26 protein-coding genes are annotated in these 26548 nt (G+C 72.5%); 14 read left to right on the top strand and 12 right to left on the bottom strand.

Features of this window, described 5'->3' with window-relative positions; translation table 11 throughout:
- Window positions 1–34 precede the first annotated feature (34 nt).
- Together ACFYX3_RS33185 and ACFYX3_RS33180 are read right to left on the bottom strand one after the other, a co-directional pair.
- The gene (locus ACFYX3_RS33185; protein WP_389021484.1) at window positions 35–952 is read right to left on the bottom strand and encodes a TIGR03619 family F420-dependent LLM class oxidoreductase; all 918 of its coding nucleotides are present in this window, start codon (window positions 950–952) and stop codon (window positions 35–37) included.
- Entirely contained in the window at window positions 949–2160 is a 1212-nt protein-coding gene (locus ACFYX3_RS33180) for an MFS transporter (protein ID WP_389021481.1), read from the bottom strand. The genes ACFYX3_RS33185 and ACFYX3_RS33180 overlap by 4 nt, the downstream gene beginning before the upstream one ends.
- A 184-nt stretch (window positions 2161–2344) precedes the next feature.
- On the opposite strand from ACFYX3_RS33180, the gene ACFYX3_RS33175 reads away from it, so the two are divergent.
- Window positions 2345–3982, top strand: coding sequence for a glutamate--tRNA ligase (locus ACFYX3_RS33175; protein ID WP_389021478.1), 1638 nt, complete (start codon window positions 2345–2347; stop codon window positions 3980–3982).
- Here the strand turns inward: ACFYX3_RS33175 and ACFYX3_RS33170 are convergent, their stop codons facing one another.
- The 3 genes from ACFYX3_RS33170 to ACFYX3_RS33160 are packed head-to-tail and all read right to left on the bottom strand — an operon-like array spanning window position 3983 to window position 6835.
- Entirely contained in the window at window positions 3983–5356 is a 1374-nt protein-coding gene (locus ACFYX3_RS33170) for a hypothetical protein (RefSeq protein ID WP_389021475.1), read from the bottom strand. It lies immediately after the preceding gene.
- Between the two features lie 18 nt (window positions 5357–5374).
- Complete coding sequence (locus ACFYX3_RS33165; protein WP_389021472.1) at window positions 5375–6328, bottom strand: hypothetical protein; 954 nt, start codon at window positions 6326–6328, stop codon at window positions 5375–5377.
- A gap of 36 nt (window positions 6329–6364) precedes the next feature.
- Window positions 6365–6835, bottom strand: coding sequence for a hypothetical protein (locus ACFYX3_RS33160; protein WP_389021469.1), 471 nt, complete (start codon window positions 6833–6835; stop codon window positions 6365–6367).
- A 678-nt stretch (window positions 6836–7513) separates the two neighbouring features.
- Between ACFYX3_RS33160 and ACFYX3_RS33155 the strand changes: the two genes are divergently transcribed.
- From ACFYX3_RS33155 to ACFYX3_RS33140, 4 genes are all read left to right on the top strand, one after another.
- Window positions 7514–8740, top strand: coding sequence for an RCC1-like domain-containing protein (locus ACFYX3_RS33155; RefSeq protein WP_389021466.1), 1227 nt, complete (start codon window positions 7514–7516; stop codon window positions 8738–8740).
- 14 nt (window positions 8741–8754) lie between these two features.
- Window positions 8755–9918 (top strand): RCC1 domain-containing protein, encoded by a 1164-nt coding sequence (locus tag ACFYX3_RS33150; protein WP_389021463.1) that lies wholly within the window; start codon window positions 8755–8757, stop codon window positions 9916–9918.
- Between the two features lie 14 nt (window positions 9919–9932).
- Window positions 9933–11114, top strand: coding sequence for an RCC1 domain-containing protein (locus ACFYX3_RS33145; protein WP_389021461.1), 1182 nt, complete (start codon window positions 9933–9935; stop codon window positions 11112–11114).
- A gap of 105 nt (window positions 11115–11219) precedes the next feature.
- Window positions 11220–12218, top strand: a complete 999-nt coding sequence (locus ACFYX3_RS33140; RefSeq protein WP_389021458.1) for a TAXI family TRAP transporter solute-binding subunit — start codon at window positions 11220–11222, stop codon at window positions 12216–12218.
- Window positions 12219–12228: 10 nt separating this feature from the next.
- Here the strand turns inward: ACFYX3_RS33140 and ACFYX3_RS33135 are convergent, their stop codons facing one another.
- The gene (locus tag ACFYX3_RS33135) at window positions 12229–13623 is read right to left on the bottom strand and encodes an ATP-binding protein (RefSeq protein WP_389021455.1); all 1395 of its coding nucleotides are present in this window, start codon (window positions 13621–13623) and stop codon (window positions 12229–12231) included.
- Window positions 13624–13641: 18 nt separating this feature from the next.
- Window positions 13642–14355 (bottom strand): response regulator transcription factor, encoded by a 714-nt coding sequence (locus ACFYX3_RS33130; protein ID WP_385665148.1) that lies wholly within the window; start codon window positions 14353–14355, stop codon window positions 13642–13644.
- Between the two features lie 283 nt (window positions 14356–14638).
- On the opposite strand from ACFYX3_RS33130, the gene ACFYX3_RS33125 reads away from it, so the two are divergent.
- The 8 genes from ACFYX3_RS33125 to ACFYX3_RS33090 all read left to right on the top strand — a co-directional run bounded on the left by ACFYX3_RS33125 (window position 14639) and on the right by ACFYX3_RS33090 (window position 20990).
- Window positions 14639–15424: an amino acid ABC transporter ATP-binding protein gene (locus tag ACFYX3_RS33125; RefSeq protein ID WP_389021450.1), complete on the top strand. Its 786-nt coding sequence runs from the start codon at window positions 14639–14641 to the stop codon at window positions 15422–15424.
- A gap of 54 nt (window positions 15425–15478) precedes the next feature.
- Entirely contained in the window at window positions 15479–16297 is an 819-nt protein-coding gene (locus tag ACFYX3_RS33120; protein ID WP_389021447.1) for a glutamate ABC transporter substrate-binding protein, read from the top strand.
- 121 nt (window positions 16298–16418) lie between these two features.
- On the top strand, window positions 16419–17093 hold the full coding sequence (locus ACFYX3_RS33115) for an amino acid ABC transporter permease (RefSeq protein ID WP_389021444.1): 675 nt from the start codon (window positions 16419–16421) through the stop codon (window positions 17091–17093).
- The gene (locus tag ACFYX3_RS33110; RefSeq protein ID WP_389021441.1) at window positions 17090–17980 is read left to right on the top strand and encodes an amino acid ABC transporter permease; all 891 of its coding nucleotides are present in this window, start codon (window positions 17090–17092) and stop codon (window positions 17978–17980) included. The genes ACFYX3_RS33115 and ACFYX3_RS33110 overlap by 4 nt, the downstream gene beginning before the upstream one ends.
- A 192-nt stretch (window positions 17981–18172) precedes the next feature.
- A complete protein-coding gene (locus ACFYX3_RS33105) occupies window positions 18173–19840 on the top strand; it encodes an FAD-dependent monooxygenase (protein WP_376585144.1) in 1668 nt (555 codons plus the stop codon).
- 32 nt (window positions 19841–19872) lie between these two features.
- Entirely contained in the window at window positions 19873–19959 is an 87-nt protein-coding gene (locus ACFYX3_RS33100; RefSeq protein WP_311307652.1) for a putative leader peptide, read from the top strand.
- Window positions 19960–20049: 90 nt separating this feature from the next.
- On the top strand, window positions 20050–20586 hold the full coding sequence (locus tag ACFYX3_RS33095) for a cysteine dioxygenase (RefSeq protein WP_382663286.1): 537 nt from the start codon (window positions 20050–20052) through the stop codon (window positions 20584–20586).
- Window positions 20583–20990, top strand: a complete 408-nt coding sequence (locus ACFYX3_RS33090; protein ID WP_389021437.1) for a rhodanese-like domain-containing protein — start codon at window positions 20583–20585, stop codon at window positions 20988–20990. Before ACFYX3_RS33095 ends, ACFYX3_RS33090 begins: the two co-directional genes overlap by 4 nt.
- Window positions 20991–21062: 72 nt before the next feature.
- On the opposite strand, the gene recX is transcribed toward ACFYX3_RS33090, so the two are convergent.
- The 5 genes from recX to ACFYX3_RS33065 form a co-directional block, all read right to left on the bottom strand.
- Complete coding sequence (gene recX / locus ACFYX3_RS33085) at window positions 21063–21629, bottom strand: recombination regulator RecX (RefSeq protein WP_359513541.1); 567 nt, start codon at window positions 21627–21629, stop codon at window positions 21063–21065.
- A gap of 4 nt (window positions 21630–21633) precedes the next feature.
- Entirely contained in the window at window positions 21634–22767 is a 1134-nt protein-coding gene (gene recA, locus ACFYX3_RS33080) for a recombinase RecA (protein ID WP_376585150.1), read from the bottom strand.
- Between the two features lie 163 nt (window positions 22768–22930).
- Window positions 22931–23854: an alpha/beta fold hydrolase gene (locus tag ACFYX3_RS33075; protein ID WP_389021432.1), complete on the bottom strand. Its 924-nt coding sequence runs from the start codon at window positions 23852–23854 to the stop codon at window positions 22931–22933.
- 25 nt (window positions 23855–23879) lie between these two features.
- Entirely contained in the window at window positions 23880–24989 is a 1110-nt protein-coding gene (locus tag ACFYX3_RS33070; protein WP_116165283.1) for an AI-2E family transporter, read from the bottom strand.
- Between the two features lie 325 nt (window positions 24990–25314).
- On the bottom strand, window positions 25315–25509 hold the full coding sequence (locus tag ACFYX3_RS33065; protein WP_376585154.1) for a DUF3046 domain-containing protein: 195 nt from the start codon (window positions 25507–25509) through the stop codon (window positions 25315–25317).
- A 79-nt stretch (window positions 25510–25588) separates the two neighbouring features.
- On the opposite strand from ACFYX3_RS33065, the gene ACFYX3_RS33060 reads away from it, so the two are divergent.
- The gene (locus tag ACFYX3_RS33060; protein WP_389021428.1) at window positions 25589–26518 is read left to right on the top strand and encodes a hypothetical protein; all 930 of its coding nucleotides are present in this window, start codon (window positions 25589–25591) and stop codon (window positions 26516–26518) included.
- Window positions 26519–26548: the final 30 nt, after the last annotated feature.

Raw genomic sequence — 26548 nt, 5'->3', positions numbered from 1 at the left:
CCGCACCCCTCCCCCGCTCTTCGTCAGCGTCTCGTCATCGTACGCAGCCGGCGTCCACGTCGATGACCTCCTTGACCAGTGTCTCCAGGACGTCGAGGTCCCGCGCGGTGCGGCCCGCCTCCCGCCGGTCGCCCGGGTAGGTGGGATCGAGGACGACGGCGTCCGCCCCGAGGTCCTGGAGGAGTCCGAGGTCGTCGGCGATCTGCGCCCGGGTGCCCTCGCCGAGCAGCCGGCCGGGGCCCAGGGGGCGGGGCGTGACCCGCAGTTTGATCCGGGGACAGAGGGCGGGCACGGGCCGTCCCTGCTCCTCGGCGACCTGACGGAGGGTCGGCAGGCCCACGCCGAGGAGCCAGTCTCCGGAGACGGAGGTGGGGTGCCAGGCGTCGCCGAGGAGGACGGCGCGGCGCAGCGCTCCGTAGCTGTGGCCGCCGACCCAGACGGGCGGTCCCGGCCGCTGCACGGGCAGCGGCCCGGTGTGGACCTCGCGGAAGGAGACGTGGGCGCCGTCGAAGGAGGCGACCTCGTCGGCCCAGCAGGCCTTGATCGCGGCGAGGTACTCGTCGCTGATCGCCCCGCGCTTGCGGTACGGGACGTCGAGGACGGCGAACTCCCGGGCGGCCCAGCCGGCCGCCGCCCCGAACACGAGACGGCCGTTGCTGAACCGGTCGATGTTGGCGGCGACGCGGGCGGTGTGCACGGGATGCCGGTACGGGAGGATCGTCACCGTGGTGCCGAGCCCGACCGTCCTGGTGACCCCGGCGAGCCAGGCGAGGGTCGCGAAGGGGTCGTAGAACGGGGCGGGGAAGAGGTGCTGGACGTCCGGGGTGAGCGCGACGTGGTCGGAGACCATGGCGTAGTGATAGCCCATCGCCTCGACCCGCAGCGCCCAGTCGGCGAGGGCGTCGGGAGTGGCTTCGGGCCCGTAGTTGGGCAGATTGACGCCGAACTTCATGAGGCGTTCCTTTCGGGGGCCGCGGTCACGGCGCCGGCCCCTTGGGCGTTGTTCCGAAGGGGTGGCCCGGTGAGGCGCCGGGCCACCGCGAGGTGGAAGAGGACTCCCGTGAGCGCGACCGCGGCGGCGAGGAGCGGGAGCCTGCCGGCGTCGAGCCCGTGGGCGAGGGCGAGGCCGCCGAGCGCGGAGCCGACGGCGCCGCCGAGGTAGGTGGCGGAGCTGTTGAGGCCGACGGCGGCGGCCCCGGAGGCCTCGCCGTCGAGCAGCCGGTGCTGCTGCGGCACGACGAAGGCCCAGCCGACCACGCCCCAGACGAGCAGCGGCAGCAGGACGAGCCCGGGTACGGCGCCGGTCCACGGCAGCAGCGCCAGGGCGCCGCCGAGGACGCCGAGGAGGACGACGGCGAGGCGGGCGGGCCGCCCCGTCCGGTCGACGAGGGTCCCGGCGAGGAAGCTGCCGCAGACCCCGCCGATGCCCCAGACCCAGAGGTACGGCACGGCGCTGCCGATGCCGGCGACGCGGTGCAGCACCGGCTGGAGGTAGGTGTAGAGCCCGAGGCTCGCCACGGTCTGGGTGAAGGTGACGGCGACGACCACGGCGACCCGGGGCCGGGCGAGGGCGCCCAACCGGGCCCGCAGCGAGGGCGCCGCGGCTCCCCGCACCGGCGGCAGCGCCGTCGCGACACCCACAAGCGCGGCCAGACCGAGCCCGGTGATCAGCCACAGGGCCGCCCGCCAGCCGGATCCTTCCGCGACGAGCAGCCCGAGCGGCACGCCGAGCACGGTGCCCGCGCTCATCCCGCCGAGGACCAGGCCGAGGGCGCGCCCGCGCCGCTCGGGCTGGACGAGCGCGACGGCCGCGGTGGCCGCCGCCGGGGTGAAGAGGCCCGCTCCGGCGCCGGCGAGGGCCCGGGTGCCGAGCAGCGTGGCGTACGAACCGGCGAGCGCCGTCCCGGCGTTGGCGAGGACGAAGACGACGAGTGCGGTGACGAGGACCGTGCGGGTGCCCCAGCGGGCGAGGACGGCCGAGAAGAGCGGGGCGGCGAGGGCGTAGCAGAGGGTGAAGGCGGTGACGGACTGTCCCGCGAGGGAGACGGAGACGTCCAGGTCGGCGCCCATGTCCGGGAGCAGTCCCGCCATCGCGTAGGCGTCGGTCCCCATGGCGAAGGAGCCGAGCGCGAGCAGGCCCACCGCGCGCGTGCCGCCCATCACACCCCCTGACGTCCGCTGCGTGGATACGGTCCTCGGGACGCTACTGACCGGACCCGTCCGTCGCAGCCCACAACGCCGAGGAGGGTTCGGAGTTCCGCAGCCTCCGACCGTCGCTCCTCTCGAATCGGCCGGTCATCGACCTACCGTGGATCCCTCCAGGAACCCCAGGAGGGAGTCCACCGTGCTCGATCTGTCCGTCATCAACGCGATGTTCCCGCCAGATCTCCCGGAACCGGCCGACTGGGAGCGGCGGTTCGGTCCGCGCGCCCTGCCGGACGGCGCCGAGGTCACGCGCTTCGCCCCGAGCCCCACCGGACACCTGCACATCGGCGGCCTCTACACGGCGGCCGTCGCCCGGGCACTCGCCCGCCAGTCGGGCGGGGTGCACGTGCTGCGCGTCGAGGACACCGACCGGTCCCGGCAGGTGGCGGGCGCCGCCGAGGAGTTCTCGCGGCTGCTCGGGGCCTTCGGGCTCGCCCCGGACGAGGGCGGTGTCGCCGGGGACGGGGCGTGGGGACCGTACCTCCAGTCGGAGCGCCGGGAGGTGTACCTCAGCCATGTGCGGGACCTCCTTCGCCGCGACCGCGCGTACCCCTGCTTCTGCGGGCGGGAGCTGCTCGCCCGGAGCGCGGAGGAGCAGCGGGCGGGGCGTTCGCCGCTGGGCTACTACGGGCGCTGGGCGCCGTGCCGGACGCTCGCGCCGGAGGAGGCGGCGCGGCGGCTCGCGGCCGGCGAGCCGTACGTGGTGCGGTTCCGCTGCCCGTACGAGTTCCCCGGCCGGGTCCGGTTCACGGACCGCATCCGGGCCTCCGTCACCATGCAGGACAACGGCAACGACATCGTCCTCCTCAAGTCGTCCGAAGAGGAACTCCCGCTCCCCACCTACCACTTCGCGCACGTCGTGGACGACCACCTGATGCGGGTGACCCTCGTCGTACGCGGCGAGGAGTGGCTCTCCTCGACCCCGGTCCATCTGCAGCTGCACGCGGCGCTCGGCTTCGAGCCGCCCTCGTACGCCCACCTCGCCCCGCTGATGAAGGCGGAGGGGCCCTCGCGCCGCAAGCTCAGCAAGCGCAAGGACCCCGAGGCGTCCGTCGACTACTACCTGTCCGCTGGCTATCCGCCCGCCGCGGTCCAGCACTATCTGCGCGGCCTGGCCAACATCCGGCTCATGGACGTCCCCACCGCCGAGGCGCTCGCCGCCGACGTCCGGCTCGACGGCATGCGCCCCTCGGGGCCGCTGCTCGACCTGCCCAAACTGCACTCGCTGAGCCGCGAGTTCATCGCCTCGCTCTCCCCGGGCGAGCTGTACGGGCAGCTGCTCGCCTGGGCGGAGGAGTACGACCCGGAGCTCGGCTCCGTGCTCGCCCGCCACGAGGACCTCGCCCTGGCGGCCGTGGCGACGGGCCGGCCGGAGGACGCGCCGGCCCGCAAGGACCTGGAGCGCTGGTCGTGCTTCCGCGACCGGTACGGCTTCTTCTTCGCGGAGCTGTTCGGCCCGGCGCCGGAGCCCGGGGACGACCGCTACGGCGGCCTTCCTTCCGGCCAAGTGCGCTCTGTCGCCGCCGAGTTCGCCGCGGTCTCCCCCGACGGGTGGTTCGCGAAGCTCGGGGAGATCGCCGGGCGCCACGGCTTCGCCCCGGACACGGCCTCCTGGCGCCGGGACCCGGACCGCTGGGCGGGGCCGCCGAGGCGGGTCGCGAACGTGGTCCGGGTCGCGCTGACGGGCGCCACCCGCAGCCCGGACCTCGTCGCCGTGGCGCACGCCCTGGGCCGGGACGAGGTGGTGCGCCGCCTCACCGCCGTGGCGGGCCCGTGACTACCTCAGCGGCAGGCTCCGGGCCGAGGCGCGGACGCCCGCAGCGGTCGGCGCCGGCGTCTTGAGCAGGCCCTTGTCGCTGGAGCTCGCGGGCGCGGCCGCCCCCACGGGGGTCGTGGTCATCGGACGGGCGGCGCCGCAGCGCTGCTTCTCGGCCTCGGACATGGGGCCGGTGCGCTGGAGGAGCCGGTCGGGCACGGCACGCGAGGGTCCGTCGATGACGGCGTGCAGCCGGTAGTCGTCCTTCTTGCTGACGAACCAGCCCTCGACCCGCTCGCGGCTCGGCTGCATCTCGACCCAGCTGACCTCACCGGGCTGGATCCGCTCCACCACCGTCCGCTGGTCGCTGCTGAACCATTGCCAGGGCCGCTGCCAGCCCTTCTCGTAGGCGAGGGCGAACTGGGTGGCCATCGGCCGCTCCTTGATCCGCTTCTCGTCCTCCTCCCGCACGCCGGTGGTGGGCAGCCGGGCCACCTCGGGGAGCGCGAGGCCGGCCTCGGCGTACGTCTGGGAGATGCTGTCGTGGCTGCGCTCGGCGTACGAGAGGAGCCGGCTGTGCTCCAGGGTGTTCCGGGTGCAGTTGACGAAGGCCTCGCCGACGACCCGCGCCTCGTCGTAGTAGCGGAAGGAGGTCCGGGCGTCCGGCCGGAAGGTGCAGGCGTTCTCGCCGTTGCAGGCGGCGGCAGCGTTGTGCAGGCTGCTCTCGCGTTCGTTGCCCTTGTACGCCTCCGAGGTGCCGAGGTTCGTCTTGTCGACGGTCATGTCGACGGGGGGCGGCACCTCGACGGCGCGGATGCGGGCGATCATCGGCGTACAGGTCACATGGGTGCGGGAGTCGGTGACGCGTGAGGTGAAGGTGAGCATCGGCTCGTTCTCGCCGGCCGTGAAGACGTAGGCGCGTCCGGTCCAACGGCCCTTGCCTGGCGTGCCCTTGATCCGGTCCGGGTCGCCGGCGGTGGTGACCTCCCGGACGGGGCCGCCGGAGCCGCCGACCGCGTACGGCTGGCCGTCGACGACCTGTTCGCCGGTGCACTCCTTGGAGACGGCGGGGCTGTCCTCGTAGGTCACGGTGACCTTGGCTCCGGCGCGGACCCCGCGGAGCCGCTGGCGGAGGGTGTTGCCGTCCTTCTGGAGGGCGACGCCGTGGGAGGCGTCGGTTCGGCCCGAAGCTGTGGGCGAGTAGCGCTGGTTGAGGCCGGTCCAGAAGTCGATGCCGACGGTGGTGGGGCCGTCGCCCTTCATGACGGGCTCGGCGAAGTCGCCGTTGAGGACGGCCACGTCCTGCTCGGCGGGGGCGGCCGACACGGGTAGCGCGGGCAGCAGGAGTCCGGCGGCCCCGAGGACGACGAGGGTGGCGATCGTGGTGCGGTTCACGGTGGCTCTCCTCCCGGGTCAGGCGGCGTCGGCGGGCAGTTCGACGACGCGCTTCGGCTCGGCGCCCGGGGGCACGGCCCGCGCGGCGGGGACCTCGGCGACGGAGGGCGGACCGGGAGCAGGGGCGGGGGCGGGGCCCGGAGCCGGGGTGGGGGCGGTGGTCCCGTTGGGCCGCGTGCCGTTGCAGAGGCCGGTGGGGGTCGCGTACGTCTGGGCGACGAACATGCTGCTGGAGACCGACGAGGGGCTGTCCACGGCGATGTTGAGGATCCGCTGCCCCGTGTCGGCGACGAGGCTGCCGACCACGCGCCGCATGGCGATGCTCGCGCCGAAGACGAGCATGTCGTGCGCCTTGACGGTGCTCTTGTAGACGGTCGTCTCGGTGTTCTCGATGGTCCAGGACCGGGAGTACGTGGCCTTGAACGCGGCCTCGAAGGCGAGTTTGGCGCTCAGCGAGCCGGCCACCTTGCCGCCCGCGGCGACACCGGTCTTGGTGCCGTTCGTCGAGGTCGGGCCGTCCTTGAGGTTGGGGGTCTTGTTCTCGCTGGTGATGTCGTTGGTGAGGTTCGTGGTGACCTCGCCGGAGGCGGAGACCGTGCCCTCGGCGGCGATCTTCCCCGAGATCTCGCCGCCGATGTTATCGGTGCTGCTGATCCTCAGGTTGACCGTCCGCTCGACGGCCATGTCGCTCTGGGTGCAGTTGACCACCGCGTTGCCGAGCGACTTCACGGAGGTGACGTACTCACGGCCCAGCTTCGGTTCGATCTTGAACGTACAGGCGGAGCGCTTGGAGCCGCAGTACTTCAGCACGTCGCCGACCTTGGCCGGGCGCCCGTCGGCGGTGAGGGCTCGGGGGACGGGGGTCTCGCCCGGCCCCGCGTCGGCGGTGGCGGGCGGGGCGAGCAGGGTGAGCGGTGCGGTGAGGCCGAGCACGAGCGCGGGCAGGAGAGCGCGGGGACTGCGCGGAGACATGACGAAGGAACCCTTCGGGGGAGCGGGTGGGTGTGTTCAGGAGCCGAGCAGGGAGCAGAGCTGGTCGACCGGGAAGGGGGACTGTCCCGGGTCGCCGGAACCCTGCGGAAGGGAGCCGGGGAAGTCGGCGCAGGTGGAGGTCACGGCTGACTGCGCGTTGTCGGTGGGCTCGGGCTCGAACGTGGAGATGGTCTCGGTCATGTCCTTGACGCCCTTCTCCTCGGCGGCGCCCTTGCCGGCGGTCAGCTTGCCCATGCAGGAATCGGAGCCGGGCGGGCACTCGTCGATCTTCTTGCCGACGTCCTTGATGTCCTTGTCGGCCTTGCCGGCCGCCTCCTGGGTCTTCTTCTGCTGTTCCTCGATCTCCTTCGCCTCCTTGGCGTTGGCCTCCTTGTCCAGGCAGGCCTGGTCGTCGGGCTTGCACTCCTCGGCGTGGGCGACCGAGGTCATGGGCAGGGCCAGGGCGGCCGCGAGGAGGACGGCGCCGAGCAGGCGACGCGGCTTCACGTGAGGCATGGAACTCCCTTGGGACAGGGGTGACTTGACGAGCTCGGAAGGGGACGCCAGGGGCGGACAGGGGACTGCCCTCAAGATCACCGAGCGTGACTCGACGCTAACCGCAGGGGCCCCGGCGGCCCGGCAGGACACACGGCGCGGCGCGCGCCCGCAGGCCCGCTCACCACTTCGGCGGAGCGCACTCGGGGCCGCCGGGAAGGGCCGGACCGGGGACGTTCGCGGGCCGGTCCGAGGGCCCACCGATCCATCCTTTCGCGGGGATTCCGGGGCGCGGGCGAGAGGGCGGGCGGCCGTATGCGGCGGGGGCCCTCACTCCCCCGGCCGCCTCCGTTCGGCGGCCCGCCGGGGGCACCCGCGAAGACGCCCCGCGAGGTCGCTCCGGAGCCGAACGCGCCCCCGGAGAGGCGCCCCCCGAACGGACGTCCGTCGGACGGGTGTTTCAGCGCCTCCGGCTCGCCGCGGTGATCGTTCTCGGCCAGTCTGATCTTGTGCCCGGCGGCCCGTCCCGGCCGCTGCACCCGGCCGTGGGCACCCCATGCCCACGCGCCCGGCACGGCTTGTCCGCATGACCCGCGCCCGTCACGCGCGTGCCTCCGCCGTCCTCCCGCGGAGCCGCCGGCCGACCGGGTGCAGCGCTCCCGTATGTCCCCATCGAAGGAGAGCAGAGCCATGTCCCGTACACGCCGCAGTCCCCTGCGTACCCCCTCCCGGCGCCTACCGTTCGCCGCCGCCGTCCTCACGGCCGCCGCGCTCGCCGCCGTCCCGGCGCTCGCCCCGGCCGCGAACGCCAACGAGGGCAATCCGACCGTGCTCAGCTGGGGCGCCGGGCGCACCGGCCAGCTCGGCAACGGCACCCTGGCCGACAGCCTCAGCCCGGCCTCGGTCACCAGCCTCTTCCGCGGCGACGTCGACCAGATGTCGGCGGGAGGCACGTCCTCGGCCGACTCGTTCGTCCTCGCCCGGACCGACAAGACGGTCAAGTCCTGGGGCCACAACTCCTCCGGCCAGCTCGGCAACGGCGGCAACACCAACCAGACCGTGCCCACCACCGTCCCGCGCCTGACCAACATCAAGGACATCGCGGCCGGCGGGAAGCACGCCCTGGCCCTCGACACCAGCGGCCAGGTCTACTCCTGGGGCGACAACGCCTACGGCCAGCTCGGCAACAACCGCACCGGCGACAGCCGCACGTTCCCCGACCGCGTCCAGGGCATGCCCAAGGTCAAGCAGATCTCGGCCGGCTGCGACTTCAGCCTCGCCCTCCTGGAGAACGGCAAGGTGTACGCCTGGGGCCGCGGCATCCACGGCCAGCTCGGCACCGGCAACCGCGCCACCAGCTCCGTGCCCCGGCAGGTGCAGGGCCTGGAGAACATCGTCGAGATCGACGCCGGCTGCTACCACGCCCTCGCGCTGACCGCCGACGACACGGTGAAGTCCTGGGGCTACAACCTCTACGGGCAGCTCGGCAACTCCTCCACCAAGTCGTCCACGGTGCCGGTCGACGTCGACTGGCTGGAGGGCGTCTCCGACATCGAGGCGGGCGCCTTCCACAACTACGTGAAGACGAGCGACAGCCACGTCTGGGGCTGGGGCAACAACCAGTACGGCCAGCTCCTGGAGGGCGACGAGGCCTTCGGCGACAACATCTCCCGCACCAACCGCACCGCCCCCGTCGAGATCCCGCGCCTGGAGGGCGTCCAGCACCTCGCGGCGGGCGCCCGGCACGGCGTCGCCGTCACCGCGGACGACGTCTTCGCCTGGGGCCACAACGGCGAGGGCCAGCTCGGCAACGGCACGACGGTCTCCCGCTTCGATTCGGTGAAGATCCTCAACGAAGGCTCGGCGATCAAGGACGTGGCCGTCTCCCTGGGCGGCAACACGACGTACGCGTACTGAGGCCGGTGACCGGCATGACGTACGCGTGCATACGGGGTGTCGCCGCCTGCCTCGCGCTCCTCGGCCTCGCCGTCTCCCCGGCGCACGCCGAGCCCCGCGATCCTTGGGCACGGGCCTGGGGCCTGAACACGGCGGGCCAGCTCGGCAACGGCACCACGCTGAACCAGCAGACGCCGTCGTCCGTGCAGGGTCTCGCGCGTTCGGATGTGCGTGAGTTCGCCGCGGGCGGCGGGAACAACGTCAACTCCTTCGGCCTCGCCCTGCTCCACGACGGCACCGTCCAGGCCTGGGGCGGCAACTCCAACGGCCAGCTCGGCAACGGCACCACCACCGGCCAGGGCTTCCCCGCGGCCGTCGCGGGCCTCTCGGACGTGTCCCGGGTAGCCGCCGGCGTCCACTTCGCCTTCGCCGTACGCGGCGGGCGCGTCCTCGCCTGGGGCGACAACGCCTTCGGGCAGCTGGGGAACGGTGCCACCGACTCCGCCGCGACGACCCGCCCGGTCTCCGTCCAGAGCCTGGACAAGGTGAAGGACATCGCCGCGGGCTGCTACCACGCCGCCGCCCTGCGCGAGGACGGCACGGTCTGGACCTGGGGCCGGAACACCGACGGCCAGCTGGGCACCGGCTCGACAGCCGACCGGAACACCCCGAAGAAGGTGCCGGGCGTGGTGGACGCCGTGGCGATCGCCATCGGCTGCTACCACACCCTCGCGCTCACGGCCGACGGCACGGTCAAGGCCTGGGGGCGCGGCACCTACGGCCAGCTCGGCAACGACGACACCGATTCCAGCCCGTCACCCGTGGACGTGAAGCACCTCGACGGCGTCGCGAGGATCTACTCCGGCAGCTATCACAACTTCGCCGTCCTCGACGACGGCAGCGTCCGCGCCTGGGGGTGGAACGCCGGCGGACAGCTCGGCGACGGCACCGCCGTCAACCGGACCACACCGGTCCCGGCCCCCGCGCTGAGCGGTGTCCAGGAACTGGCCGGCGGCTGGAAGCACACCCTCGCCGTCCTCGACGACGGCTCCGTCCTCGCCTGGGGCGACAACAGCTCCGGACAACTCGGCGACGGCACCACCACCTCGTCCCTCACCCCCGTCGTCGCCCTGCCCCCCGGCAGCGGCACGACCCGCGTCGCGGCCTCCACCGTGTGGCAGTCCAGCTACGCCTACTGACCAGAAAGATCACCATGAGACTCCCCGCACGCATCACCCTGCTCACCGCCCTGACCGCGGCCACCGCCCTCGCCGCCCCCTGCCTGACGGCCCACGCCGCCGGCACCGACCCCTGGGTCCGCGCCTGGGGCGAGAACGCCCAGGGACAGCTCGGCAACGGCAGCGTCCTCGCCCAGCAGACCCCCGCCGCCGTCACCGGCATCACCCGGGACGACGTCCGTGAGCTCTCCGGAGGCGGAGGCGGCGCGGCCGCGGCCGCCAACCAGTTCGCCGTCGCCCTCCTCAAGGACGGCACCGTGAGGAGCTGGGGCAACAACGCAACCGGCCAGCTCGGCAACGGCACGCTCACCGCCCAGTCCTTCCCCGCGACCGTCTCCGGTCTCTCCGGCGTGAGCGAGGTCTCCGCCGGCCTCAACCACGTGCTCGCCGTCAAGGGCGGCCGGGTCCTCGCCTGGGGCAGCAACGCCTCCAAGCAGCTCGGCACCGGCCAGGACACCACCAACCCGTACAAGAACCCGATCCCCGTACAGAGCCTGGACAAGGTCAAGGACGTCGCCGCGGGCTGCGACTTCAGTGTGGCGCTCCGGCAGGACGGCACGGTCTGGACCTGGGGCAAGGGCGACAACGGACGCCTGGGCACCGGCAACAACACCACCCGCGAGACCCCGCAGAAGGTCCCCGACCTCGTCGACGTCGAATCGATCGCCGTGGGCTGCGACCACGTCCTCGCGCTCACCGCCGACGGCATCGTCAAGGCCTGGGGCAAGGGTGCCGAGGGCCAGCTCGGCAACGACTCCACCACGGACAGCAACAAGCCGGTCGACGTCGCCTACCTCGACGCCGTGGCCAGGATCTTCGCCACCTCCGCGTCCGGCTTCGCCGTCCTCGACGACGGCAGCCTCGCGGGCTGGGGCAAGAACACCGACCGGCAGCTCGGCGACGGCACGAACGCCAACCGCACCACCCCGGTCGTCCTGGACGCGCTCAAGGGCGTCCAGAGCATCGCGGGCGGCGCCGACTTCACGGTGGCCGCGCTCGACGACGGCTCGGTGATCGGCTGGGGCGCCAACGCGGCGGCCCAGCTCGGCGACGGCACCACGACGACGCCCACGGGGACCACCGTGGCACTGCCGCCGGGCAGCGGGATCACCCAGGTCGCCTCGACCATGACGGGCAAGTCCGCGTTCGCCTACTGACACGCCGCCCACCCGCACGTACACGGGGCCCGCGCGCACACCCGCGCGGGCCTCCGTCACCGCCGTCCCTGGCCAGACGCGCCGGCGACCTGGCAGGATCGCTGCATGTTCGCCTCGCTCTCCCGTGCCGCCCGCCGCCGTGTCCTGGCGGTCTCGGCCGCGCTGCTCGCGCTGTGCGGGGTGCTGGTGTGGTGGCTGGTCCCGTTCGGTTCCCCCGCCCCGAGCGGCTCGGTCACGTTCAGTACGGGGGTCCCCACCGGCGTCTACCAGAAGTACGGCGTGCTCCTCAAGAACGCCCTGGCGCAGGACCTGCCCAAGGTGTCGATAACGCTCAAGGACAGCGAGGGCTCCCAGCAGAACCTGGCCCGGGTCGCCACGGGCGAGGCCGACTTCACGGTCGCGACGGCCGACGCTGTGGCCCAGTACCAGCGCGAGCGCAGGGCCGGCTTCGAGCGGCTGCGCGGCTGCGCACGGCTCTACGACGACTACGTACAGCTCGTCGTGCCCAGCGGCTCCCCGGTGCAGAAGGTCCAGGACCTGCGCGGGCTCCGGGTCGGGGTCGGCCAGGCCGGGTCCGGCGTGCGGCTGATCGCCGACCGGGTGCTCGCGGCGGCGGGCCTGACCCCCGACCTGGACGTGCGGTCGGTCGCGGCGGGCATCGACACGATGCCGGAGCTCCTGGAGCGGAACGAGCTCGACGCCTTCTTCTGGTCGGGCGGACTGCCGACCGAGGCGGTGCAGGCGCTGTCCGGGCACTTCCGGATCCGGCTGATCCCGCTGGACGAGAAGCTGGTCGACCGGCTGCACGACGTCGGCGACTCGACCCGCTACTACCGGTCGGCTGCGATCCCGGCGGACGCGTACGGCAAGGCGCAGGAGGGCCGGCCGATCGAGACCCTGGCGGTGGCGAACCTCCTGGTCACCACGGTGGACGCCGACGACGACCTGGTCGAGGGCTTCACCCGTACGGTGATCAGGAGCCGCGACGGGATCGGCCGCCAGGTCCACCCGGCCCAGCTGGTGGACCTGCGCACCGCCGTCTACACGGAGCCCCTGAAACTCCACGACGGCGCCCGCCGCTACTACCAGTCGGTGAAGCCCTGACGCCCTCGTCCTAGCGCTCCGGCGCCTGCCGCGGAACCGTGACCGTCACCCGAAGCCCGTGCGGCTCGTTCGGGGCGAAGGCCACGCCTCCGCCGCCCGCCGTGAGCAGGACGCGCGCGATGGAGAGGCCGAGGCCGGAGCCCTTGACGTTCTGGTGGCGGCCGGAGCGCCAGAAGCGGTCGCCGACGCGGCCGAGCTCCTCCCCGGTGAGGCCAGGACCGTGGTCGGCGACGACGACGGCGACGGTCGACCGGTCCGGGACGACCGTGACCGTGACCTCCTCCCCGGCGGGGGTGAACTTCAGCGCGTTGTCGATCACCGCGTCGAGGGCGCTGGAGAGCGCCACCGGGTCCGCCCAGGCGGTGACCGCCCCGCACTGCCCGGTCAGCGTGACGCCCTTGTCCTCGGCGACCGGACGCCAGGACGCGACCCGCTCGGCGGTGAGCGCGCCGACGTCGGTGAGCCGCAGCTCGGCGGCCGCGTGCTCGGCGAGCGCGAGGTCGAGGAGGTCGTCGAGGACCTGGGCGAGGCGCTTGCCCTCGGTCCGTACGGAGGCGATCTCCTCGTTGCCCTCGGGGAGCTCCAGGGCGAGCAGCTCGATCCGCAGGAGCAGCGCGGCGAGCGGGTTGCGCAGCTGGTGGGAGGCGTCGGCGACGAAGGCCCGCTGCTGTTCGAGCGCGTCCTCGACGTTGTCGGCCATCTCGTTGAACGAGCGGGCGAGGCGCCGCAGTTCGGGCGGTCCGCCGGTGGCGGCCACGCGGGAGTTCATCCGGCCGGTGGCGATGTCGTGGGTGACGGCGTCGAGGACGCGGACCGGTCGGAGGACCCAGCCGGTGAGCCGGAAGGCGGCGCCGACGGCGAGCAGCATCGCGGCGGCCTCGCCCGCGAAGATCAGCAGCCAGCCGCGCAGGATGCGGGAGCGGAGCTGTCCGGTGGGCGAGTCGGTGACGACGACGGCGACGACGTCCCCGTCGCGGACGACGGGCGAGGCGATGGTGAGCCGGGCGTCGACCTGCCAGGGCCAGACCTGCGGCGGGTCGTGGCTGCGGCGGCCGAGCAGTGCCTCGTTGAAGGCGCGCCTGCCCTCCCCGCCGTCCGGGACGACCCAGTCCTCGGGGGCGGCGGCCATGGTGCCGTTGTCGCGGTAGAAGATCCCGGCGCGGATGCCGTACACGTCGTGGTAGCTGGCGAGTTCGCCGCTGAGCGTGGCGCGCCGCTCGTCGGTGCCGGGGCTGCTCTCGCTGACGAACTGGGCGAGGGCGGCGAAGCGTGCGGCGTCGTCGAGCCGGTCGACGACGACCCGCTGCTGCTCGGACGCGGCGAGGCTGGCGGCCAGCGGGAAGCCGAGGGCGAGCAGCACGCCGGCCATCAGCACGATGAGCAGCGGGAGGAGTCGGGTGCGCACGTCGGAGCCGTCCGGGTTTTACGCCGCGGGGGCGACGAGGCGGTAGCCGACGCCCCGTACGGTCTCGATCAGGGCGGGCATGCGCAGCTTGGAGCGCAGGGAGGCGACGTGCACCTCCAGGGTGCGGCCGGTCCCCTCCCAACTGGTGTGCCAGACCTCGCTGATGATCTGCTCGCGGCGGAAGACGACGCCGGGCCGCTGGGCGAGGAGGGCGAGCAGGTCGAACTCCTTGCGGGTGAGCGGGACGCTCTCGCCGTCGACGCTGACCCGTCGGGTGGGCAGCTCGATGGCGACGGCGCCGAGCCGCAGCACGGTCCCGTCGGCGGCGCCCGGGGTCCCGCCGGCCTCCTCGGCTCCGGTCCTGCGCCGGCTGACGGCGTGGATGCGGGCGAGGAGTTCGCCGGGGTCGTAGGGCTTGACGACGTAGTCGTCGGCGCCGAGGTTGAGCCCGTGGATCCGGGAGCGCACGTCTCCGCGCGCGGTCACCATGATCACCGGGGTGGCGGTGAGCTTCCGGATGCGGCCGCAGACCTGGTAGCCGTCCTGGTCGGGCAGCCCGAGGTCGAGCAGGATCACCCCGTAGGAGGGACGCTCGCCCTGCGCGGTGGGCAGGACGGCCTGGAGGGCCTCCTCGCCGTTGCGGGCGTGGGTGACCGTGAAGCCGTGCTTCGCGAGGATCGCGGAGAGAGCGGCGGCGACGTGGTCGTCGTCCTCGACGAGCAGCAGTCGCATGCGTACCTCCTCCGTGAAGATTGCTTCGTGATCTGTCGATGGCGGCTCTCTGTGTACCAGGTGCCACCAGGGCATGAACACCGAACATGGGTGTCACAGTCAAGTGTCCCCCTGTTACGCCGGCGTTTCCGTTATGGACCCGGTACGGCCCGGCCGTCACCTTCACACTCTGTGTCCGGTTGCGGCCGTATCGTTATCCTCAATTTCCGCTCAGATGTGATGACGGTCGTCACATCGGGTCTCTAGTGTCCTCCCCAACCGAGGAGGACGGAGCAAGAGGCCGATGAGCGGAGAGTCAGTGTCCAAGAGTCCCGAGGCCACCCCGCGTGCCGCGGACGACCTGGTCGTACTGTCCGACGTGAACAAGCACTTCGGCGCACTGCATGTCCTCCAGGACATCGACCTGACGATCACCCGCGGCGAGGTCGTGGTCGTCATCGGGCCCTCCGGGTCCGGCAAGTCGACGCTGTGCCGCACGATCAACCGGCTGGAGAGCATCGACTCCGGCACCATCACCATCGACGGCAAGCCGCTGCCCCAGGAGGGCAGGGAGCTGGCCAGGCTGCGTTCCGACGTCGGCATGGTCTTCCAGTCGTTCAACCTCTTCGCGCACAAGACGGTGCTCGAGAACGTGATGCTGGGCCAGGTCAAGGTCCGCAAGACGGAGAAGAAGGCCGCCGAGACCAAGGCCCGGGCTCTGCTCGACCGGGTCGGCGTCGGCACCCAGGCGGACAAGTACCCCGCGCAGCTCTCCGGCGGCCAGCAGCAGCGCGTGGCGATCGCCCGCGCGCTGGCCATGGACCCGAAGGTCATGCTCTTCGACGAGCCGACCTCGGCCCTCGACCCGGAGATGATCAACGAGGTCCTGGAGGTCATGCAGCAACTGGCCCGGGACGGCATGACGATGGTGGTCGTGACGCACGAGATGGGCTTCGCGCGCTCCGCCGCCAACCGCGTCGTCTTCATGGCCGACGGAAAGATCGTCGAGCAGGCGACACCCGAGGAGTTCTTCAGCAACCCGCGCAGCGACCGGGCCAAGGACTTCCTGTCCAAAATCCTTCACCACTGAGCGGGTTGACGACCTAGTCTTCCCCACTCACGCCTACTCAAGGGACTTTCCTCCATGAAGCTTCGCAGCACCGCCGCCGCCGCGGCCGTCGTCGTCCTCGCCCTGACCGCCACCGCCTGCGGCAGCGGCTCCGACTCCGGCAGCAACGGCGACAAGATCACCATCGGCATCAAGTTCGACCAGCCGGGCCTGGGCCTGAAGACCCCGGACGGCACGTACGCCGGTTTCGACGTCGACGTCGCCAAGTACGTGGCGAAGGAGCTCGGTTACTCCGAGGACAAGATCAACTGGAAGCAGGCGCCGAGCGCCGAGCGCGAGAACCTGATCAAGAACGGTGACGTGAAGTTCGTCGTCGCCAGCTACTCGATCAACGACAAGCGCAAGAAGGAGGTCGACTTCGCGGGTCCGTACTTCCTGACCCACCAGGACCTCCTCGTCCGCGCCGACGACAACTCGATCACCAAGGTCGAGGACCTCAACTCCAAGAAGCTCTGCTCGGTCACCGGCTCGACCTCCGCGCAGAACGTCAAGGAGAAGCTCGCCCCGAAGGCCAACCTCCAGCAGCTCGGCGGCTACTCCGAGTGCCTCACCGGCCTGGAGAACAAGGCCGTCGACGCCCTGACCACGGACGCCTCGATCCTCGCGGGCTACGCCTCGCAGAAGGAGCTCCAGGGCAAGTTCAAGCTCGTCGGCCTGAAGATGAGCGACGAGAACTACGGCATCGGCCTGAAGAAGGGCGACGACGAGCTGCGCGGCAAGATCAACAAGGCGCTGGAGAAGATGGTCTCCGACGGCACCTGGGAGAAGCTCGTCAAGGCGAACTTCGGCCCCTCCGGCTACAAGTACGAGGCCGCGCCGAAGGTCCAGAACTGACCCACCCCGCACCACGCCGTGACGGCCGCCCCGCACTCGGGCGGCCGTCGCACCGGCACCGGCCGCCGCCCACGCGGCGGCCTCCACACCGACCGACCACCAGGGGAGAGCGCGGGGCATCGTGTTCGACTTTCTTGATTCCGGGCAGTACGACCTGCTCGGCGCCTTCTGGGTGACGGCTCAGCTCGCCCTCTACTCGGCGATCGGCTCGCTGGTCTGGGGCACCGCCCTCGTCGCCATGCGGGTCAGCCCGGTCCCGCTGATGCGGGGCTTCGCCACCGCGTACGTCAACATCGTCCGGAACACTCCGCTGACGGTGGTCCTCGTCGCCTGTCTGCTGGGCCTCAACCAGACCCTGCTCATCACGCTCGGCGCGGAGAGCTTCGAGGACATCGGCTTCCGTCTCGCCGTCCTCGGACTCGTCGCCTACACCGGCACCTTCGTCTGCGAGGCGCTGCGCTCGGGCATCAACACCGTGCCGCCGGGCCAGGCCGAGGCCGCCCGCGCGCTCGGCCTGAGCTTCGCCCAGGTCCTCCGGCTCGTGATCCTCCCGCAGGCCTTCCGCGCCTCGGTGACCCCCCTCGCGAACGTCCTGATCGCCCTCACCAAGAACACCACGGTGGCGGCCGCGATCGGCGCCGCCGATGCCTCGCTCCTGATGAAGACGATGCTCGAGAACGAGGCGGACGCGCTCTTCACCGTCTTCGCGATCTTCGCCTTCGGCTTCATCGTCCTCACCCTCCCCACCGGCCTGATCCTCGGCTGGGCGGCCAAGCGACTGGCGGTGAAGCGATGAGCTCCGTCCTGTACGACACTCCCGGCCCGCGCGCGAGGCGGCGCAACGTCGTCTACACGATCGTCTTCGTCGCGGTCCTCGCCCTGGCGGCCTGGTGGGTGCTCGACGCCCTGAACGCGAAGCACCAGCTGGACGCGGACAAGTGGAGCCCGTTCGTCACCGACTCCGAGGTCTGGACGACGTACCTGCTGCCCGGCCTCACCGAGACCCTCAAGGCCGCGGCGCTCTCCATCGTCATCGCGCTGCCGCTCGGCGCGGCCCTCGGCATCGGCCGGCTCTCCGACCACCGCTGGGTACGCGTCCCGGTCGGCGCGGTCGTGGAGTTCTTCCGCGCCATCCCGGTCCTGCTCCTGATGATGTTCGCGAACGCCCTGTACGCGCAGTTCACGACCGTCAGCTCCGACTTCCGCCCGCTGTACGCGGTCGTCACCGGCCTGGTGCTCTACAACGCCTCCGTGATCGCCGAGGTCGTCCGGGCCGGCGTGCTCACCCTGCCCCGCGGCCAGGGCGACGCGGCCGTGGCGCTCGGCATGCGCAAGGGCCAGACCATGCTGTACGTCCTGCTGCCGCAGGCCGTGACCGTCATGCTCCCGGCCCTGGTCAGCCAGCTCGTCGTCATCGTCAAGGACACCGCGCTCGGCGGCGCCCTGCTCGGCTTCGGGGAGCTGCTCAGCCAGAACCGGCAGATCACGGCCAACTACGGCGCCAACACGATCGCCACCCTCGTGGTCATCGCGCTGCTCTACATCGTCATCAACTTCCTCCTCACCACCCTCGCGAGCCGGCTCGAGAGGCGGCTGCGGCGGGGCAGGAGGTCCCCCTCGGTGGCCCTCCCCGCCCAGGCGGGAGCCACCGACGTGAAGTCGGAAGCCGTCAGCGGCGCCTGACGGCCAAGAGGTCCGTGAGCCACCAGGGGTGGGCCGGAGCGGTACTGATCCCAGGTCAGCCGCACCGCGCCCACCCCGTCGCTTGACGCGGGCACCCTCAGTGGGTTGCATACGGTCTGTGATCAACCACCGGGCTCGTGCCACACTCAGCTGTGCTGCCCTCATGACCGTCCGGCCTTCAGGAGCCGCGCCGTGGACCCGGTGATCATCGTGGGCGCGGGGCCGGTCGGCCTCGCGCTCTCCCTCGCCCTCGCCGCGCAGGGCGTGCCCAGCGTCGTCCTCGACGAGGGCACCGGCAAGGAGGAGCCCCGCCCGGCGCGGAGCGTCGTCCTGCGCGCCGACATGGCCGCGATGGTCGAGCGGCTCGGCTGTACGACCCTCCGTGACGAGGGCGTCCGCTGGATCGGCTGGCGCGGGATGCGCCGCCGCCAGGAGGTGCGCCGGCTCACCCTCGACCTGGGGCTCGGCGGTACGGAGGAGTGGTCCGAGGACCCCGACGCGCCCGCCTCCCCGGCCGCCCCGCTGCACATCCCCCAGCACGCCCTGGCCCGCGGGCTGCGCGACGCCATCTCCCGGCAGAAACTGATCCGGCTCGTCACCGAGTCCCGGCTCGACACCATCGAGCAGGACCGGGACGGCGTCGTCGCCCACACCCGCGGCCCCGAGGGCACCTGGTGGCGCGGCAGCCATCTCGTCGGCTGCGACGGCGCCCGCTCGACCGTACGCAAGCTGCTCGGCATCCGTTTCCCCGGCCGCACGGCGGTGGAGCGGCACGCCGTCGCCGCGCTCCGCACCGAACTCCCCTGGCCCGGAGAGGCCCTGTTGCACCGTCAGCCTCCGTGGCGCGGCGCCGCCGAGGAGATCACCGCGCGTCCGCTGCCCGACGGGGTGTGGCGGATCGACTGGCTGCTGCCGCCCCGCGGCGACCTGGTCACGCCGGACGCGCTGGTCGCGCGCATCCGCGAGACCCTGGCCGGCTGGTGCGACGGCATGACGCCCCCGTACGAACTCATCGACACCGGCGTCCACACCCTGCACCACCGGCTCGCCCGCCGCTGGCGGGTCGACCGGGTCCTCCTCGCCGGGGACGCGGCGCACCTGCTCGGCGCGGTCGGCACCCAGGGCCTCGACGAGGGGCTGCGGGACGTGGACAACCTCGCCTGGAAGCTCGCGCACACCTGGCACCACGGCGGCTCGGACCGGCTGCTCGACAGCTACCAGAGCGAGCGGCGGACGGCCGTCGCGACCCGGCTGCGCGCCGCGGACCAGTCCCTGCCGGTGCTGCGCGGCGGCGGGGGCCTGCGGACGTACCTCCCCGGGGCCGGCCGCGGCCACGACGCCCTGCTGACCGACGGCCACGTGGGGCGCGGCCCGCTCGGCGCGCCCCCGGCGTACCCCCACTCCCCCCTCGCGCCCGAGTACACCGAGGGGCAGACGCCCGTCGGCACCCCGGCGGGCGCCCCGGTCGAGGACGTCCGTGTGACCGCCCCCGACGGCACGACCGTACGGCTCCGGGACCGCCTCGGCCAGGGCCGCCTCCTGGTCCTCCTGGTCGCCCCCGGCACCGGCGTGTGGGACCGGCGCCACTGGCGCACCGCAGGGGTGATGCCCCGGCTCGAAGAGGCGGTCGACGCGCTCCCGGTGAAGGCCGAGGTCCTGGTGACGGAGGCCTATCCGGGGGCTCCGGCCCACGCCGTCCTGCTCGTACGGCCCGACGGGCACCTCGTCGCCGCCTTCTCCGGGGTCCGCCCGGAGGAGCTGTACGCGGCGGCGGACGCGGCCCGCGGCGGCGAGGCCACGGATCCGGCACCCGCCGAAGAGGTGCCGGTGGGAAGCGACCGCACGGCGGACATGCATTGATTCGCGCAGGCGCGCATGGTGTACTCCGGAGCGTGACCGACACCGATGTGCGCCTGTGGCGGAGGGTCCATATGGACCTCCTCCGCTATGCGGGCTGCGTGTGTCGCCCGTCCTGCTGATCTCGCCCTGCCCCCGCGCGCCCCGCCACTGACGCACGTCCGTGCGCCGTGTGCCGTCGCGCGCTCTTTCGCGATCTCAGGACGGTCACCGTGCCTCAACACGTCACCACCCCCACCCCCCTGTCTCCCGCATCCGCCCCGACCTCGGCCGAGCTCCTCGACTTCGTGCGCCGTACGGCGGCCGACCGGGAACTCGTCGACTCCCTGCCCCTCGACCCCGAAGGCCGTACCTGGGTGCGGCTCGACGGTCCCGGCGGCAGCGAGGCCTGGCTCATCGGCTGGCCGCCCGGTACCGGCACCGGCTGGCACGACCACGCCGAGTCGCTGGGCGCCTTCGCGACCGCGCGTGGCACCCTGACCGAGAACGCGCTCGCGGTCCGCCTGCCGGCGAGCGGCTGGAAGACCCTGGAACTGGCCGACGGCCTCGACCGCTCCCGGCGCCTGTCGGAGGGCACCGGCCGGGCCTTCGGACGGCACCATGTGCACGAGGTGCTCAACGAGTCCACGGACACCCACGCGGTGTCGGTGCACGCCTACTATCCGCCGCTCCCGCTGATCCGGCGGTTCAGCCGGACGGGCGCGGTGCTCCGTCTGGAGCAGGTCGAGCGTCCGGAGGAGTGGCAGTGAGCGAAGAGCACGTGGGCATCGACGAGCTCCTGGAGCGGGTCAGGTCGGGCCTCGACCGGATCGAACCCCGGGCCGCGTACGAGGCGTACGAGGCGGGTGACGCGCTTCTGGTGGACACGCGCTACGCGGCCCTGCGCGAGCGGGACGGCCTGATCCCGGGCGCGCTGGTCGTGGAGCGCAACGAACTGGAGTGGAGGCTCGACCCGCAGGGCAGCCACCGCGCCCCGGAGGCCGTCAGCCACGACCTGCGGGTGGTGGTCTTCTGCAACGAGGGCTACGCCTCCTCCCTGGCAGCCGAGTCCCTGCGCCGCCTGGGCCTCCACCGCGCGACGGACCTCATCGGCGGCTTCCAGGCCTGGAAGTCGGCCGGTCTCCCGGTCCTCCTCCCGCCCACCGGCACCTGATCCCCGTCAGGAGCCCCACGGCCCCCGGCCTGAGACGAGTCCTTCTGTCCCCCCGCGGCAGAAGGACTCGTCTCAGAAGGGCTCGTCCAGCCCGTCCGTGTCCTCGCCCTCGGCCTCCAGGGCCTGGCGGACGACGCGGAGGGCCATGCCCTCGGGGTACCCCTTGCGGGCGAGCATCCCCGCGAGCCGTCTCAGGCGACGGTCGCGGTCGAGGCCGCGGGTGGCGCGCAGCTTGCGGTCCACGAGCTCGCGCGCCGTGGCCTCCTCCCGCTCGGAGTCGAGCTGCTCCACCGCCTCCTGGATGAGCGTCGGCTCGACGCCCTTGGTGCGCAGCTCCCGGGCGAGTGCCCGGCGGGCGAGGCCCCGGCCGTGGTGGCGGGACTCCACCCAGGCCCCGGCGAAGGCGGCGTCGTCGATGAGACCGACGTCCTCGAAGCGGGAGAGGACCTCCTCCGCCACCTCGTCGGGGATCTCCCGCTTGCGCAGCGCGTCGGCGAGCTGCTTGCGCGTGCGGGGGCTCCCGGTGAGCAGGCGCAGGCAGATCGCACGCGCCCGCTCGGCCGGATCCTGGGGTGACAGCTCCTTCTCGGCCCTCGACGAGTCGGAGCTGTCACCCGGCCATTCGGTGCGCCCGGTCACCGGTTCAGCTCTTGACCGCGGTGGCCTTGGTCGCCTTCGCGGTCTTGCTCGCGGGAGCCGGGACGCTCTTCGCGGCGTCGTCCGCACCGGCCGCGTCGGCGGAGCCCGCCGCGTCCGCACCCGGCTCGGCCGACGTCTCGGGCCGGACGCCGACGCCCAGCTTCTCCTTGATCTTCTTCTCGATCTCGTTGGCGAGGTCGGGGTTGTCCTTCAGGAAGTTACGGGCGTTCTCCTTGCCCTGGCCGAGCTGGTCGCCCTCGTACGTGTACCAGGCGCCGGCCTTGCGCACGAAGCCGTGCTCCACACCCATGTCGATCAGGCCGCCCTCGCGGCTGATGCCCTGGCCGTAGAGGATGTCGAACTCGGCCTGCTTGAAGGGCGGCGCGACCTTGTTCTTGACGACCTTGACGCGGGTGCGGTTGCCGACCGCCTCCGTGCCGTCCTTGAGGGTCTCGATGCGACGGATGTCGAGGCGCACCGAGGCGTAGAACTTGAGGGCGCGGCCACCGGTCGTGGTCTCCGGCGAGCCGAACATCACACCGATCTTCTCGCGGAGCTGGTTGATGAAGATCGCGGTGGTCTTGGACTGGTTGAGCGCGCTGGTGATCTTCCGGAGGGCCTGGCTCATCAGACGGGCCTGGAGACCCACGTGCGAGTCGCCCATCTCGCCCTCGATCTCCGCACGCGGGACGAGCGCGGCGACGGAGTCGATGACGATCAGGTCGAGGGCACCGGAACGGACCAGCATGTCGACGATCTCGAGGGCCTGCTCGCCGTTGTCCGGCTGGGACAGGATGAGGTTGTCGATGTCGACGCCGAGCTTCTTGGCGTACTCGGGGTCGAGGGCGTGCTCGGCGTCCACGAAGGCGACCTGGCCGCCGGCCTTCTGGGCGTTGGCCACGGCGTGCAGGGTCAGGGTCGTCTTACCGGAGGACTCCGGTCCGTAGATCTCCACGACACGGCCGCGCGGCAGGCCGCCGACGCCGAGGGCGACGTCGAGGGCGGTCGATCCGGTGGAGATCACCTCGATCGGCTCCTGGGTGCGGTCGCCCATGCGCATCACGGCGCCCTTGCCGAATTGGCGTTCAATCTGTGCGAGCGCGGCGTCGAGCGCCTTCTCGCGGTCGGTTCCTGCCATGGGTTCCACCCGGTTTGCTTGAGTCGATCGCTTCATGTGAAAGACGCTAACCCCTGCCACTGACAATGGGCCCCGACGTCCCCTCCGACCTGTGGACAACTCGGCGACAAGCCCGTGATTCCAAGGGTCGGGCTTCCATGAGAATGGATGTTCGATTTTAGTGTCAAGCGCGCCACGCGGTCTCCGGAGAAGCCCCGGAACCGCCGCGCAGCCCGCCGCCGACCGGGTCGGCCGCCCCGTCAGCCGGCCGGTCCACGAGCCACTCCAGCGCCGCCGGGGCGCCCCCGAGGACGGAGACGTGCCCGTCGGCCGGGGTGAGCCGGAGCTCCGCGCCGGGGCAGCGGTCGGCCAGCCACCGGCCGTGCGCGCTCGGCACGATCCGGTCCTCGCCGCCGTGCAGCAGGAGGACCGGCGCGACGACGCGGGCGGGATCGCACCCCCACGGGGCGACGTACGCGAGGTCGTCGTCGATCAGCCCGCCCGGACCGTCCCCCACGGCCGGACCGACGACCTCGTCGAACCAGGACCACTCGCCGGCGAGCGCCGCGTGGTCGGCAGGAATGAACATCTCCGGGTCGTACGCCGCGTCCGCTTCGTACGCCTCCTTCGCCGCTCGCCCTCCCGCGGCGGCGCGCAGGCCCGCGGCGCCGGACGGCGTCATGCCCGCGAACCAGTCGAGCCCTTCCGCGCCGAACGGGGCGAGGCCCGCCGCCGAGACCACGGCGAGCACCCGTTCCGGCAGGAGGGCACCGCAGGCGAGCGCGTGCGGGCCGCCGCCGGAATGCCCCATGACGGCGAACCGGCCGATCCCCAGGGCCTCGGCGACTGCTGCGGCGTCGCCGGCCGCCGAGGCGACGTCCCGGCCGGGACGGGGAGTGGATCCGCCGTACCCGGGCCGGTCGTACGACACCCAGCGGATCCCCAGCCGGGCGGAGGCCCAGAGCAGGGGCCCCGGGGGCGTGCCGATGTTCGGCGTGCCGTGCTGCCAGAGGACGGTGAGGCGGGGGTTCTTCCCGCGCCCGCCGGCTCCCGTGTCGTACACGTGCAGCCTGCGCCCGCCGTCCGGCTCCAGATCGGTCTCGATCACCGCTCCACCGCCCCTCCCGACGAACCTACTTCTTGTGTTGCAGGGCCTTCTGCAGCCGTGCCACGACCGCCTCGCCGTACCTCCGGTGGCCGTGGACGCGCGGGTCGTCCGTCACGTCGTACCGCTTCACGTACGCGCCCAGGAAGGCCTGGAGGGTGGCGACGGCCGGGATGGCGATCAGCGCGCCGACGGCCCCGAGCAGCGCCGTCCCCGCGATGACCGAGCCGAAGGCCACCGCCGGGTGGATGTCGACGGTCTTCGAGGTGAGCTTCGGCTGCAGCATGTAGTTCTCGAACTGCTGGTAGATCACGACGAAGCCGAGCACCCACAGCGCGTACCAGGGGTTGACCGTGAAGGCGATCAGCATCGGCAGGGCGCCGGCGAGATAGGTGCCGATCGTCGGGATGAACTGCGAGACCAGGCCGACCCACACGGCGAGCGCCGGGGCGTACGGCACGCCCAGGATCTCGAAGAGCACGAAGTGCGCGATGCCCGAGACGAGGGCCATCAGGCCGCGCGAGTAGAGGTAGCCGCCGGTCTTGTCGACCGCGATCTCCCACGCCCGCAGGACCTCGGTCTGCCGGGCCGGCGGCAGGACGGAGCAGAGCGCGCGCCGCAGCCGGGGCCCGTCGGCCGCGAAGTAGAACGAGAACAGGAAGATCGTGAGCAGCCTGAAGAGTCCGCCGAGGACGGTGGCGGAGACGTCGAGGACGCCGGACGCGCTGTTCTGCACGTACTTCTGCAGCCAGTCGGAGCTCAGCACGCTGTCCTGGACCTCCACGCGCGAGAGGTCCGTGTGGAAGTTCTCGTTGATCCAGTTGATCAGCGAGTCGAGGTACTTCGGGAAGTTCTCGACCATGTCCACGATCTGGCCGGCCAGCATCGAGCCGAGGAGGACCATGAAGCCGATGCCGAAGACCGCGACGGCGAAGAAGACGAGGAAGGTGGCGAGGCCTCGGCGCATCCCCCGGGCCGCCATGCGTCCGACCGCCGGCTCGATGGCCAGGGCGAGGAAGAAGGCCAGCAGGATGTTGACGAGGAGGCCGACGAGCTGGTGGAAGGCCCAGTTGCCCAGCAGGAAGACCGCGTAGAGCGCGAGGGCGAGCACGAGCGCGCGGGGCAGCCAGCGCGGCATCCGGGCGGCGCCGGACCCGGGAGCGGCGGCCACGGGGGCCGTCGCCGGGTCCGGAGCCGCGGGCGCGGGCACCGCGACGCTCTCCTCGGCTCCCGCCACGGCGCCGGCGACCGGCGCGGGGTCCGGGGAAGCCGTCGGATCGGGGGCCGGGTCCGGGTCGGCGGAAGCGGTCACTTCGGGCACGTCGGGCACGTCGGGCACGTCATTCGGTTCGGTCCTGTCGGTGTCGTCAGTCGGAGCCACCCCGCCAGTCTCGCGCACCGCACGGACATTCCACCCGGGACCCCGCACATCCCCGCCGGTCACCCCGCGGTCCGGCCCGTGGTCACCTCTTGTCGGCCGGTACGCCGACGGCCGCGCAGACGGCACGCCACACGTCCTTCGCCTCCCAGCCGGCGTCCAGCGCCTCGCGTACCGTCCGGCCGCCGAGCTCCGCCATCACGTGGTCGCTCGCGAAGGACTCGGCGTAGGACCCACCGAAGTGGTCGGCCATCCGTTCCCAGAAAATCGTCAACCGCATGACGCCAGTATCCCGCTCCCAAGAGTGCAGCCCGCTCCGCAGGCCTTGTCACCGCGCTTTTCCGCCCTACGGTCGGAGCATGGCCGAAAATCCCCTCTCCTCCCCGTCCTCGACTCCCCTGGCGCGCGCCGAGCGTTTCATCTGGCTGACGGCCCGCGTCCTCGAACAGCGCCGGTTCGCCTACCACTTCCTGCGCGGTGGCCCGGACCAGGTCGAGACGGCCCTCATGGCGTACCTCAACGAGGACGGCGGCTACGGGCACGCGCTCGAACCGGATCTGCGCGGCCCGGTGAGCCAGCCGCTGCACACCGCGCACGGGCTGCGGGTCCTGGACTCCATCGGCCGCTGCGGCGGGCTGCGCGTGGAGCGGATCTGCCGGTACCTGACGGAGGTGTCGACGCACGACGGGGCGCTCCCCGCGATCCACCCGTCCCAGCACGGCTACCCCTCGGCGCCCTTCCTCCCGGTCGTGGGCTCCCCGCCGAGCGCGCTGCTGTCGACCGGGCCCGTGGTCGGTGTGCTGCACCGCAACCAGGTGTGGCACGCGTGGCTGTTCCGGGCCACCGAGTTCTGCTGGGCGGCCGTGGAGTCGCTCGACAAGCCCCGGCCGTACGAGATCGAGGCGGCCGTCGCCTTCCTCGACGGGGCCCCCGACCGCCCGCGCGCGGAGGCGGCGGCCGACCGGCTCGGACGGCTCGTCCGTGAGCAGCGGCTGGCCGTCCTGGACCCCGGCCGGCCGGCGGACGACCGGATCGCGGACGGGTACGCGCCCGGCGAGCTCCCGTACCCGCACGACTACGCGCGCGTGCCGGACTCGCTGGCCGCGCGCTGGTTCACGGACGTGGAGATGGCCCGCTCGCTCGACCGGCTCGGAGCCGACCAGCAGGAGGACGGCGGCTGGCCGGTCCGCCGGGACGCCTGGGCGCCCGGCTCGGTCCTGGAGGCGCGCCCGATCGCCACCGTCGAGGCACTGCGCACCCTCCGGGCACACGGCCGCGCGATCGGCTGACGGGCCAGGAGGGCCTGTACGGGGCTGCTG

It is taken from the genome of Streptomyces sp. NPDC002463 (assembly GCF_042889835.1).
Taxonomy (GTDB): Bacteria; Actinomycetota; Actinomycetes; order Streptomycetales; family Streptomycetaceae; genus Streptomyces; species Streptomyces nymphaeiformis.
This window is presented reverse-complemented; position numbering and strand designations above follow the sequence as displayed.

Excerpts from the sequence above, each read along its gene's own strand:
- ACFYX3_RS33060 (WP_389021428.1), top strand. The coding sequence starts at position 25,589 with ATGGCCGAAAATCCCCTCTCCTCCCCGTCCTCGACTCCCCTGGCGCGC.
- ACFYX3_RS33110 (WP_389021441.1), top strand. The coding sequence starts at position 17,090 with ATGAGCTCCGTCCTGTACGACACTCCCGGCCCGCGCGCGAGGCGGCGC.
- ACFYX3_RS33185 (WP_389021484.1), bottom strand. The coding sequence starts at position 952 with ATGAAGTTCGGCGTCAATCTGCCCAACTACGGGCCCGAAGCCACTCCC.
- ACFYX3_RS33150 (WP_389021463.1), top strand. The coding sequence starts at position 8,755 with ATGACGTACGCGTGCATACGGGGTGTCGCCGCCTGCCTCGCGCTCCTC.
- ACFYX3_RS33155 (WP_389021466.1), top strand. The coding sequence starts at position 7,514 with ATGTCCCGTACACGCCGCAGTCCCCTGCGTACCCCCTCCCGGCGCCTA.
- ACFYX3_RS33140 (WP_389021458.1), top strand. The coding sequence starts at position 11,220 with ATGTTCGCCTCGCTCTCCCGTGCCGCCCGCCGCCGTGTCCTGGCGGTC.
- ACFYX3_RS33125 (WP_389021450.1), top strand. The coding sequence starts at position 14,639 with ATGAGCGGAGAGTCAGTGTCCAAGAGTCCCGAGGCCACCCCGCGTGCC.
- ACFYX3_RS33130 (WP_385665148.1), bottom strand. The coding sequence starts at position 14,355 with ATGCGACTGCTGCTCGTCGAGGACGACGACCACGTCGCCGCCGCTCTC.
- recA (WP_376585150.1), bottom strand. The coding sequence starts at position 22,767 with ATGGCAGGAACCGACCGCGAGAAGGCGCTCGACGCCGCGCTCGCACAG.
- ACFYX3_RS33070 (WP_116165283.1), bottom strand. The coding sequence starts at position 24,989 with ATGCCGCGCTGGCTGCCCCGCGCGCTCGTGCTCGCCCTCGCGCTCTAC.
- ACFYX3_RS33145 (WP_389021461.1), top strand. The coding sequence starts at position 9,933 with ATGAGACTCCCCGCACGCATCACCCTGCTCACCGCCCTGACCGCGGCC.
- ACFYX3_RS33065 (WP_376585154.1), bottom strand. The coding sequence starts at position 25,509 with ATGCGGTTGACGATTTTCTGGGAACGGATGGCCGACCACTTCGGTGGG.
- ACFYX3_RS33165 (WP_389021472.1), bottom strand. The coding sequence starts at position 6,328 with ATGTCTCCGCGCAGTCCCCGCGCTCTCCTGCCCGCGCTCGTGCTCGGC.
- ACFYX3_RS33120 (WP_389021447.1), top strand. The coding sequence starts at position 15,479 with ATGAAGCTTCGCAGCACCGCCGCCGCCGCGGCCGTCGTCGTCCTCGCC.
- ACFYX3_RS33180 (WP_389021481.1), bottom strand. The coding sequence starts at position 2,160 with ATGGGCGGCACGCGCGCGGTGGGCCTGCTCGCGCTCGGCTCCTTCGCC.